Origin of the sequence: Mesotoga sp. UBA5825, from assembly GCF_002432955.1 — a bacterium.
Taxonomy (GTDB): Bacteria; Thermotogota; Thermotogae; order Petrotogales; family Kosmotogaceae; genus Mesotoga.
Map to the genome: position 1 here is coordinate 1 of NZ_DJHG01000119.1, position 12,839 is coordinate 12,839.

The following is a 12,839-nucleotide window of genomic DNA, read 5'->3' on the forward strand; positions in this document are numbered from 1 at the left end:
TCGCGCTTGCGGGCTACTCCGTGCCCGGCGCTCGAAGCCGCAGAAAAGGGTAAAAATGTAAAAATGCTAAAGTGTAAATCAGGGCACCGTCCTGCAAATACGGAACCCGAGGTCGCTGCTCGTGCAAGTGGGCGAGTCGCTGACGCGATACGCTAACCGTGCGTACGCCGCAACGAAGTACCAGCCACCGCCACGAAACACCCGAGAGGAGCCTCTGTTGTTATACGGATTCGTCTGGTCCTAGGCGAGGCCTCGCACTTTAAGTAAGCACGTGAAGACTCAGGCAATATACAGAAAGAAGTGCAATGCACTCATACAATTAATATAGCAGTTGTTACATTCTATACAAAGTCAAACTCTGTTCCGTGAATTCTTGTCACTGAAGGTTGTTGGCGATTGTGGTTGATTTCCGAAGTAGTGTTCTCTTATCAATCATCGAGCCTGGCGCAGAAAAGCTTCTCCCGGGCCGGCCATAAGTATTTGGGTGATTTCGGATACAATAAACGGCTAATCTGTTAGGTTTCGGAATTAATACCCAACAATGATAAACTTCAGTTACAGAGAAGAAATAGCGAGAATATGCAGGGTAGGTGTAGTATGGGCGCTAATATCCCAGAAGCTGGAAGACTTGCCAGAGTTAGGGACAGAATCTGGCTGATCAGTGATGTTTCGTTCTCTGACGATGTAGTATCTAACCCCGCAACGCTGGTGACATTAGAGAGCTTAGAAGATTCGGATCAGGGAAGCAAGACATCCGTCGTATTTGAAAGAGAAGTTGACTTCCAGGTTCTGCCCGAAAACATACTCCCCGACATTGGCAATTCACTCGACACTCCCACTGTATTCGACAGCTTCGTCAATGCCCTGAGATGGACAAACAAGAGCATACTCAGCGGGGGTGTTATTCGGGCTCCGTTTTACGGTGCCATACAGCAGCAGACATTTCAGCTAGAGCCAGTGATCAAGGCTCTGTCTATGCCAAGGATAAGCCTTCTCATAGCAGACGATGTTGGCCTGGGTAAGACAATTGAAGCAGGTATGATCATCCAGGAACTCATTCTGAGAGGCAAAGCTCGCCGAATTCTTCTTGTTTGCCCGGCATCTTTACAGCTCCAGTGGCAGTGGGAAATGGAAAATAAATTCGGACTTGACTTCAAAATAGTAGATAGCAACCAGATAACGAAATTCAAGAGGGAGTACGGGATAAACGTCAACCCCTGGTTAGCCTACCCCAGGATAATCGCCTCAATGGACTTTATCAAGATGGAGGGCAGGAAGACAGAATTTCTCCGCTCTTGCGAGGTTAATTCGGGTAAGTATATCCGCTCCTGGGATCTCCTGGTAGTAGATGAAGCCCACAACGCTATGCCCCAACCAACGAAGAAGTACTATCGAGATTCAGACAGGACGAAGATGCTCAATGAGATAGGAAGACACTTCGAGCATAAGATCTTCCTTACCGCTACACCCCACAATGGACGAAAGGAATCCTTTGTCGCCTTTTTAGATATGCTGGATCCTCTAAGCTTCAACAGAGGGGAAGATCCAGCGCTCAATAAAGCCAGCTTCAAAAGAAGGTTAGATCGAATAATGGTACGAAGATTGAAGAGGGGCCCAACAGGCGTTAAAGACTCTCTCGGTCGTGCAATGTTTGCAGGCAGAGAGATCGTTCCCTTAGACATAGATCCTTCAGAGGACGAGAAGAAGTCGTTGAGCTTACTCAATCAATACATTCACCAAAGGGTTAGTGGTGGAGGAAACGGCGAGAAAAACAGGCCTCTCGAGTTCGCTATGACGATCCTGAAGAAGAGACTTCTCTCTTCACCAAGAGCCTTCTACAATTCAATTGTAGTTCACACGGAACACTTAAACGATGCGAAAGACTCTCCGAAGTACCTCCAGCTGATTATGGATAGGCTTGACGAAGACTGGGATAATGACGTCGTCAGAGAGCAGACCGAACAGGAGTTAATAAGCGCTACGGCAACTGACAACGGTAAGAACTACCTGAGTGAACTTATAAGCGTCGCCTCCCGCCTCAGAAACAAGCCAGACAGTAAAGTGAAAGAGCTTATCAGATGGATAGACAACAACCTCAAAGAGAACGGCCGTTGGAACCGCGAAAGAGTCGTCATATTCTCCGAATTCAAAGACACAATGGAGTACATCACAGACCAGCTGATCGATCACGGTGTTGAAGAGGGGAGAATCCTCCAGCTCTATGGCGGTATGGAAATGGAAAAAAGAGAGGCCATAAAGGCGATGTTCGAAACCGATCCAGACGAATCACCCGCGAGAATACTCGTCGCAACCGATGCCGCCTCTGAAGGAATAAACCTTCAGCAACACTGCAGATATATGTTCCATATGGAGATCCCCTGGAATCCAATAAGACTCGAACAGAGAAACGGCCGAATAGACAGACACGGTCAGTCTCGCAACGTCACCATATATCACCCCGTATACAAAAACGATTCAGATAGCCAGTTCCTGAAAACTATAGTGAGAAAGGTGGAACAGATCCGCGAAGATTTGACCACGATGAACCCTGTGATCGCGGATAAGATTCAGAAGCAGATGCTCGGGATTGAGAAGATGGACGAAAAACTACTGGACGCGATGAGAGATGATTTGACAAGAGACCTGTTGAACGTCAGGAGTGAGGCCGCGAACCTCGGCCAGAAGATAGCCGAATCGAGAGAGAAACTCAATCTTACCCCGGACACAGTGAGAGAGCTGCTAGATAGCGCTATCAAATTGAACGGTGTTCCCTCAGGTGTTAAGCCTGTAGAAGGAAATCTGTACAAGATAGAGAGACTGCCTGACGGCTGGAAAGAGCTTCAAAAATACATCCTCCAGGACGGCAGGACAAGACTCTTATCCTTCGTACCGCCAACTGGAGCCAAGGCCCAGCACCTTCATCCCAACCATCCACTTGTGAAGAAGGCCATAACGTACTTCCGAGCAAACATATGGTCAAGGGGGATTGAAGGCACAAACCAAAAACTGAACAAGGTAACCTGCAAGGTAGTTCCTTCAGGGAAGATGGATGTTCCTCACGTGCTTCTGTATGTTAGGGCTCTTGCGATAAACAAGCTCTCACAACCACTTGTTGAAGAAGTGGATGTCATTGGCGGAAGGTTCGAGCAGGGGGAGTTCCTCCCGGTTTCGGATACTTCAAGCCTCCATCATCTCGATTCTCTTGCAGTATTTAACCAGAGGGCTTCCTCGCTCGTCCCCGACCTGAAAAAGGTGATGAAGATGAATGAGAAAGCAATACAGGATACTGTCGAGAAGTTCAAACGCTACTGGAAAGACAGACTCAACAGAGAATTGAAAGAAGTGACCTCAACCGAGAAGGCGACACTTCTCGAAATGATAAAGGAACGAGCGAAAGAGATAGACAAGACGATAATCAAGCTAAGTAGATACGAAGGAACGATGTTCGAAGATCAGATGCAGTATTCCGAAGACATCCGTCTTCTGAAGAACAGACAGGAATATCTTAAATCCCAGCTTGAGGGGATTCCAAAGAAGATAGAAGAGAAATACACACTCAAAGGCGATCCCCTGGTCAATGTAGTCGCCCTCTGCTTCCTCATTCCCGAGGAGATGATCAGATGAGCACAACAATGAAGACCAAATTCGACTGGTTTGGCGTTCTGAAGATGTCGGGCCTGCTGGTCTCTGAAGTCATTTATCGCGATCACTTCGAGAAGACAGAGGGAATCACCAGGGACGAACTCTTCAGACTCCGAAGGTTTATTGACCGCTTCAACAGCGAAAGCTTCTCTGTTAATGATCTGGTTAAGGGCCTTCTTTTCGATATTCTCGCTCACGATCCAAACAACTGGAAATTCGGAAGAGATGTCTCGGCTTTCTCAGTCAAGGAAAGTGATCACGATGAGCAACTCACTTCCGACTTTGTTCTCCTATCTGACGATAGAAAAACACCGGTCTTCATAATAAAGACACTGGACAAATACAATGAGCTTGACAAGAGAAAGCCAGTTGGCAGCGGAACCTGGCGGGCGAGTGAACATATAAAATTCGAGACGTTGCTTAGACTTTCAGGCTGCCCTCTGGGGCTTCTCACTAACGGCTATGAGTTCAGACTGTTTTTCGTTGAGGAAGGCCTTTCGGCAGCATACATATCCTGGAAGCAAAGTGACTGGCTTGAAGAAGAATCAACCTTCGAGGCCTTCAGAAATCTCCTGAACGCAGGGACCCTCCTTCCAAGCAAGAAGAAAGGTCTTTACAACATAGTCAAGGAAAGCCACGAGAAGCAAGCTGAAGTTACTGACGCTCTGGCCGATCAGGTCTATCTGGTCATTAACAGGATTCTCGATTATACAAACCAGAGTGCAATAGACGTCGAGCCGGACAAGATATACGAAGCAGTGATAAAGGTCGTTATGAGGTTAGTCTTCATACTGTACGCCGAGGAGAATTCTCTGCTTCCTCACGGATTCCCCGAGTACGATGACAACTATGGCCTAATCCATCTAGCCAATTCACTCGAGACTGAGAGGAGTTTCCTTGGAGAGACGGACTTCAACTCTGTTGCTTCCTACAGATATGATGCCTGGTACAGGATGCTTGCGTTATTCAACCTGATCTATTACGGCTCAGATCACCAGGAGCTGAAGATAACTGCTCACGGTGGTGACCTATTCTCGCCCAACGAGATTCTGCCTCTGCTCAAGAGAATTAAACTTAACAACAGAGGCGTAAGGGATATTCTCCACGATCTCCTGTATATGAAAGGCCTCAGGCTAAGTTATGCTGCGATAGACGTCGAACAGATAGGATACGTATATGAAGGACTCCTGGGTTACACCGTTTCCCGGGCAAGCGAACCTCTTGTAGTCACGGCAAAGGAGAAATTCGTACTTCCTCTTAGTGAACTGGAAAAACGTACACCAAAAGAGATAAAGGCGCTGCTGAAAGAGGTCGATTCAAAGATAAGCAACATTCCGGATTCATTCAACGATCCTACAGATGATTCGATACAGGCAAGGGTAGCCAAATATGGTGTGATACTAGCCCCGGAAGATGAAAGGCTCATACCGGAAGGTTCCTATTATATGTCATCCTCCGGTGCCAGAAAGTCTAGCGGGAGTTACTACACTCCAAAGCAGCTGACCACGTATCTGGTTAAGGAGACGCTTGGACCGCTGTGTATGGATGAAGAGAAAGACAGTGTGAAGAGTTCTTCTGAAATTCTTTCAATGAAGATAGTCGATCCTGCTATGGGTTCGGGAGCCTTTCTCGTACAGGCAACGAATTTTGTCGCGGAGAAGCTCTTGAAGGCCTGGGAAATAGAGGGTAAACATACTGAGATTCCAGATTCAGACAGAGAGATCCTCGCACGAAGGAACGTTGTTGAACACTGTATATACGGGGTGGACATAAACCCAACGGCCGTAGAGCTCGCGAAGATGTCTCTCTGGCTTAATACCTTCTCCAAAGATAAGCCATTTACATTCCTCGATCATAAGCTGAAGTGTGGCAACTCCCTTGTGGGGGTCTTTCACGGCTGGGAGGATACAAGCGTTATTCACCCGGAGGTGTACAAGGCTTCGGGGAACGCCAGTAAAGAATGGAAAACTAGACTGAATGAACTGAAAAAGACAAACGCAAAATACAAACCTTCTAAGAAGGAAAGCCAGGCGAAGCATCAGAGTAGTATGTTCTCTCTTACAGGCTCTCCGGACAATGAGTTTGCGAGAATAACGAGTGAGCTCGCAAAAGTCTCACACCAGATAGATGTCGCCGGTAGAGAAACGGAAGATTATTTTGCCAAGGAACAGGTTTACAAAGAGCAGTTCCTTAGGAACAGAGATTACGAAATAGAGAAGCTTAAGACTAATGTGTGGGTAGCTCAATGGTTCGCAAATGAAATTGACGGAGTCCTTCCGTTGACAACCGGAGAGCTTCAGGATCTCTACCAGGGAATAGACAAAAACCAGGATAACAGATCGGTCCTTATGGAAGTCTCCGAACACATTAACTGGACAGAAAGGATAAGTGAAGAACAACGTTTCTTCCACTGGAAACTTGAATTTCCGAATGTCTTCGAGGCAGGGGGTTTCGACGCGGTCATTGGTAACCCGCCTTGGGAAGTGCTTAAGCTTAAGGAAAGAGAGTATTTCGCAGGAAAGGACCTTGAAGTTTATTCCAGCAAGAAGACGAATGAAAGACGGGCACTTATAGCAGGATTAGAGACAAGTAACCCAGAGCTGTTCAGATCGTATATGAAGGAACTGGAGAAATACTCGTCCACAGGCAATTACGTGTCTAATAGAACTCTATACAGTTTGACAGGCAAAGGCGAACTAAACACTTACCAGCTCTTTGCAGAACTCTTCTTGAAGATGCGCAAAGAAGAGGGAAGATCGGGCGTGATAGTTCCAACAGGAATTGCGACAGACAAGGGAAACAGTGTCTTCTTCAAGTATGTTGTCGAGAATGAATTACTTTCCTCATTAGCTGATTTTGTTAATAGAGGTATTTTCAAGAAAGTTGGAAGTCTGGTGAGATTCTGCGTTATTGCATTCGGGAAAGCCCATAAGTCAAGAATGCTATTTGGGCTTACAAAACCTGATCAATTATACTCGAAGAAATTCTGGATGCTTTCTGCTCCAGACCTGCTATTGGTTAATCCCAACACTGGTACCGCTCCAATATTCGATTCTCAGAGAGATATGGATCTAGTACTCAAGATATATAGAAACAGCAAGATTATTCTGAGGGAGTACGAAGACGGTAGGACGGATAACCCTTACGATATAGAAGTCTCCACTCAATTCCATATGTCAAACGACTCCGACAAGTTCGTTCGAGAGCAGCAGCTTATAGGGAGAGGTTATAAGAAGAACTGGATCTACTACGAGAAAGACGGTGAAAGATACGTCCCCCTTTGTGAAGGTAAGACCTTCTATATACTGGATAGCAGATATAACCACGCTGAAGGTGATATAAGAGGTACTCCTTGTAACCTAGAAGAGAAATCTGATCCTTGGTTTTTCCCAAGAACCAGGTACTTTGTGAAAGAGAGCGATTGTGAGGCTTTTTATGATGCGAAAGATTGGAAAAAGAAGTGGGCTTTAGTATTTAGAAAAATCGCAAGAGCAGTTAATATACGAACTCTTATTCCTTCCATAATCCCCAATATTGGTTACGCAGATAGCGCACCATTAATATTCTCAAGAAATACCCTTCCCATTACTGCCCTTCTCAGTTCCCATACTTGTGATTATGCTACAAGAACAAAGATTCAAGGCGCGAATATGAACTTTTTCATTTTTTTCCAACTACCTGTTCCAAGTCCCTCAAAGTTCAAGCAGCTGCCCGGGCTAGATTCCGGAGACGCTTGCCTTGAAGATTCCGTTATCCGACGGCTTGTGAAGTGTGTGAACTACTCCTATGATATGGAACCGTTTGTGAAGGATATGGGCTACGAGATAGANNTGAGGACCTGAAGTATATCTTCACAACATTCCCAATAGAGAAAAGAGAACAGGAAAAAGAGTATGGGACTTACTTATCCAGAGACCTTGCCCTGAAGTACTTTGAAGAATACAGACCTAAACTCTTTCAGGGAGGAAATCTATATTGATTAGGTTCTTGTTTCATTAAGGAATCTGATCAAGAATACAGAATAATATTGAGGTGATCCTATGTCCATTAACCCTGTCGTCTTCAGTAAAGAGACCTTCGAGAGCTTTACAGATTTTCTTATAAGCACACTGAATATCGCAGATGAAGGTCTCGAGAATCAACTCAAGGACTTAATAGCCTATGATCTTCTAAGAGGATCTCGCCTGGTTAATGGACCATACATCTACCTAAATCGCCCTTTCGTAAAAGGCAAAAGCATAAAAGAGTTCACGGAAGCGCTCAACCTTGATCCGGTATTGAATACAGTTTTCACATACGAAAATTTACATAAGCATCAGGAAGAAGCGGCCGAGAGCATTGTAAACAAACATCACACCATAGTCTCAACAGGTACCGGCTCCGGAAAGACCGAGTCCTTCCTCCTGCCAATAATCGATCGTGCGAAGAAACAACAGGAGAAGAAACTGCTGGCGCTCCTTATTTACCCTATGAACGCCCTGGTTAATGATCAGCTAAGACGACTCAGAATGATGCTTGCAGGAACCGGCGTGACGTTTGCAAGATACACCGGAGATACTCCTGAAACCCTTCCTTCGAATATCCGGAGACCCGCAAATATGGTGAGGTTTACGGAAGAGCAGCTCGAAGAGGTCATAAAGGGTACACTGGCGCCCTGGGAAGAGCGGCTCTGTCGAGAAGAGATCCGTGAAAACTCTCCCCAGATAATGCTCACAAACTACTCTCAGCTTGAGCATTTGCTTCTTCGAAACAAGGATCTAGATATTTTCAGAGACTCCGATTTGCAGTTCATCGTTATGGACGAAGTGCATAGTTATGTCGGAGAACTTGGCTCGGAAGTGGCCTGTCTCCTGAGAAGACTGAAGCTCGTTGTTCCGCATCCGGAAAACATCACCTTCATTGGCACCTCTGCGACGGTTGCCTCTCGTGACGAAGAACCTGAAACGGTAGTAAAACGCTTCGGTTCAAGACTCTTTGGTGTTGAACAAGACGATATTAGGCTTGTAACCGAGTCTTACATAGAGCTCGAAAGAGAACCGGATGAATACGTTCCGCTGTTTTCAAGGGATCCGGGAGAGATTCTAAAGGAGATGGTATATGAGGTTTCTCAGATTCCTGAAGATGGAGAACCGGGGCCGGAATTCTACAAACTGCTGACACAGTTGACTTACAAGACCATAAACAAAGACAACGCTTACACGATATTGAAGAAGAACGTTATCATAAGCGAATTGCAGGAGCTTTTCAGCAAGCCCACGCTTCTGGAAAAGGCTGTTGAGAGAATCAGAGAGTTAGCTGGGAGGAAAGATGCTGGCAATGATTCTCTCGCGGCGGAGATATACTCCTATCTACTTGCCGGGCTCATAGTAAAAGAAGACAACGAACCTTTACTCCGCCCGAAGATCCACTTCTTCGTAAGGGGCATTCAAAACCTGAAGGTTGCATTTGTAGATGGCCAGAGACAGATAATACTGAACGATATAGATGAGCTTCAGGATCACTACTATTTCAGCCTTTACGGTTGTGCTAGATGTGGCCAGCATTACTTTGTCATTCCCTCGGCATCTGCTAACCAGGCTGAAGGAGTCACTTTCTACACACCCGTTGGTATGGGGGATGAGCCTGAAGAAAGCCGGATGGTTCTCCTTACAGATGTGATTACCGGGGACGAACAGGCCTACCCCAGTCAAAATGTATGGGTCTGTGAGAAATGCGGGACCGTCCACGAAGCACCTGTGCAGAAATGTATGAATACTCTTTGTGGTTCAGACAAACTTATTCAAATGAAGAAGGTTCCAATTGCAGCACGGCTCAGATGCCTCTCCTGTGGTGTTTCGCTCGGGAAAGATGATGAGGAGGATAGATCCTCGAACCTAATGCCCTCTGTGTCAAATGAAGCTTTAGACATTCTCATTCTCGCTCAGAATATGCTAAATTCTGTTTCCAAAGATGCGGCAAAGCTTCTCGTATTCACGGACAACCGGCAGGAGGCCGCCTTCCAGGCAGCCTTCATAAACCAGAGGTCGAAACGGTTTAGGCTCAGAGACTATCTCTACGCTGTTCTAGAAGAGGACCGAGCATACACAAGCGATGAACTGGCTGGAGAAATAGCTGAACGCATTCGTGAAAAGGGTGAGTACAGAGACTTTGAAGTTGAAAATGCAATGAGGCCTAATTACTTCAAAGATTCAGTAGAATGCTTTCTTCTAGAAGATTTCTTTATGCCCCGCTATAGACGCGGAAGTCTTGAGAACCTAGGGCTTGTTAAACTTACTTACGGGAATGTAGTTAGCAGCAAGGAATTCGTGAATCACTGGGCAGAAGAATTCGGAGCCCCTGTAGAAGAGATACTGGCAATAATTGAAAATCTTCTAGACCATATGAGAGTGAACACAGGTGTAAGCCATAAGCTTCTCGGAATAACAAACCGGGATCCCCGAGTTGCTAGCGGTTATATAAACCTCAGTAAGTGGTTTGGCCCCGAAGTTTACATCCTGAATGCCCCTACCTACAATAGCAAGAGCAATCTCAAATGGTGGATTTCAAACAGTGGGACTTCATATTATCAGAGGTTTATAAAGAAGGCATTTCCGGAAAAGAAGGATCTCGCAGATGATTTCCTCCAGGAGCTGTGGCGCTTTTTGGTGGATGAAAGGGTCCTAGTCGAACGCGAGAACTCACATTTCGCCATAAACAGTGAAGCGGTTCACTTCCGTAAGGCACCTAAGACAGAAGACGATAATCTCCCTCATCTTTACGAGTGCAAAAAGTGTGGTACGAGAACCTTCAGAAAGACGCCCGGCTTGGTTTGCCCCAGGCACAACTGTGATGGTCAATTAACTGATGTATCAGTCGATACGGATGATTACAACGTCAAGAGACACTTATCAAACAGAGAGATCAGAAGTCTAAAGGCCTTTGAACATTCCGGCCAGGTTCGCAGACCCGAAAGGGAGAGAATCGAGAAGGAATTCAAAGATGAGAATGGAACGGTAAACTGCATTGTGGCGACTCCTACACTTGAACTGGGAGTGGACATAGGGAAACTGGATATGGTTCTCTTGAGAAATGCTCCTCCCACACCAGCAAATTACGATCAGCGAGCTGGAAGGGCCGGAAGGCGACACAGGATAGCCGTTGTTACTGCATACTGCGGGCGAAGCTCCCACGATCTGTACTTCTTTTCAAGACCGGAAGAGATGATTACAGGAAAGATAAAGGTCCCAGCCTTCTCTATGGTGAATATTCCGCTAATTGCTAAACACTGTCACTCGGCAATCACGACGAAACTTCACACCGTTACGAATATAGAAGACAAAGCATTAATGCAGGCCTATCTTCCTAATTACATAAACGCCTTCTTCAACGGGATAGACCTGTTTGCGGATAATGCAGCTGAAACGCTTAAGAACCTATTTGGTTTCTCTAAACCCCTGGAAGAACTGATATACAGACATTACGAGCTTCTCAGAGAAGAGTTAGAGCGTTTCTTCAAGTACTGGCCATCTGAAGCTTTGAAGACATTAAGGGAGTCGGTGGAGGGAGAACTGGAAGACTTTCTAATTAACGGTTCTCCGGAACAGCTTGATAAGATATTTATTCACATACGCGACGACCTCATTTTCCTGATAAACGAAAGGGCCGAGTTGTTTAGACGTGGCTCTACTTCGAGAGAACTCAGTTCAATTACAAAGCACTTGAATGCCTTTATGCATCCACAAGGCGGTGAGAACTCAGTCAGTGATTTCTATACGATCTCCGTGCTGATCAAGTATGGGTTTTTTCCCGGTTATTCACTTGCAAAAGGCCACGTTACTGCCCGCTGCCTGGACAACGAAGGTTTCGTTGAAATCGACAGAAATTACAATATCGCTCTAAGGGAATTTGCACCGCTTTCCAGGCTTTACGCAGTAGGGAAAAAGTACCGACCGACACGGTACAACTTCTACAACGCTGACACAAAGGCGGGCTTTAGGCAGAGATTCATCATAGTCGAAGACTCCATAATGCCTGAAAAACCCGATGAACCTTCTTTCGATAACCCAGCTCAGTTGAAGCTTGATTCAATACACCTCACGGACCCCAAGTTGACTCTCGAAGGCAGGCCCGGGGATAGTGAGAATCGTAGAGTCATTATGGGCTACGACATAAGAGGAATCGTTAAGGGAAATCACCTGGGAGGATTTACTGCCAAGTCTGATGGAATGATTACTTCTTTCAGGAGAAAAGACGTAGTTGTCCTCATAAACGTTGGTTCGAAACGCGATACACCTAACTATGGCTATGGTTTCTATATTTGTCCCGAATGTGGGGTGATAGAAGAGAATACTCCTAATGGGAAAGATCACTTCAAAAGACACTTGGAAGCCGTCCATAACAAACATATTCAAGGAGAAAGACTCAACGAGTATAGGAGAGGCATTCACGCAGAATTCGTGTCTGATGTAATGGTTGTGGGCCCTTTCAAGAGCTTCGAAGAGGCAGCCAACTATATGGAAGCGATGAAGGTGGGGGCATCTATTGACCTGGATATCAGCACCAGTGAAATTGATAGCTTCATAAACGGGCTTGAAGAGAACTACCACGTCACTTTCTTCGAAACAGTACCGGGTGGCTCGGGATACATTGAGGTGTTGTTCCAGTACAGAGAAAGTGTAATGAAGACCGCAAGGACACTTCTCGATTCCTGCGATTGCAAGGCTGCCTGTTACAGGTGCCTGCTGAGCTTCTGGAATCAACCCTTCCATTCAGTTCTCAAAAGGAAGAAAGCAATCGAAGTACTTGACTTCATACAAACTGCAGGGGCTACTACAGTGGTGAAAATACCAGGCACCAGGCGAGAGAAGACTTCTGATGGGAACCTAGAGTCGCCGGCCGAGGCGAAGTTCCTTAACATTGTTAGGGAGTTCGGGCTTCCAGATCCTCATCTTCAATACCAGGTAACCATCTCAAATATGACGACCATCGCTGATTTTGCATATCCTGATAAAAAGCTCCTTATCTACATCGATGGCTACACTTATCATAAGGGCAAAGGGCAAGGGAAAATAGACCTTGACAGAAGGCAAGAACTAATACTCAAAGCCAGCGGCTACGAAGTCATTCGGATCGGAGCCAAAGACCTGGATGATGACGAGATAATGGAACTATATCTTAAGTCAATATCCAAGATATTTGACTAGTAGTGTTCCGTCAAG

3 protein-coding genes and 1 pseudogene are annotated in these 12,839 nt (G+C 45.9%); 3 read left to right on the forward strand and 1 reads right to left on the reverse strand.

Features of this window, described 5'->3' with window-relative positions; translation table 11 throughout:
• Positions 1-78: 78 nt before the first annotated feature.
• Positions 79-222: pseudogene (locus B3N33_RS11840) on the reverse strand (formylglycine-generating enzyme family protein); the annotation flags it as partial.
• Between the two features lie 375 nt (positions 223-597).
• On the opposite strand from B3N33_RS11840, the gene drmD reads away from it, so the two are divergent.
• The 3 genes from drmD (at position 598) to B3N33_RS11855 (ending at position 12,824) form a co-directional block, all read left to right on the forward strand.
• Complete coding sequence (drmD, locus tag B3N33_RS11845) at positions 598-3,624, forward strand: DISARM system SNF2-like helicase DrmD (protein ID WP_292593462.1); 3,027 nt, start codon at positions 598-600, stop codon at positions 3,622-3,624.
• 1,463 nt (positions 3,625-5,087) lie between these two features.
• Entirely contained in the window at positions 5,088-7,484 is a 2,397-nt protein-coding gene (locus B3N33_RS13115; protein WP_422655914.1) for an Eco57I restriction-modification methylase domain-containing protein, read from the forward strand.
• A 198-nt stretch (positions 7,485-7,682) separates the two neighbouring features.
• Positions 7,683-12,824 (forward strand): DEAD/DEAH box helicase, encoded by a 5,142-nt coding sequence (locus B3N33_RS11855; protein WP_292593464.1) that lies wholly within the window; start codon positions 7,683-7,685, stop codon positions 12,822-12,824.
• Positions 12,825-12,839 lie beyond the last annotated feature (15 nt).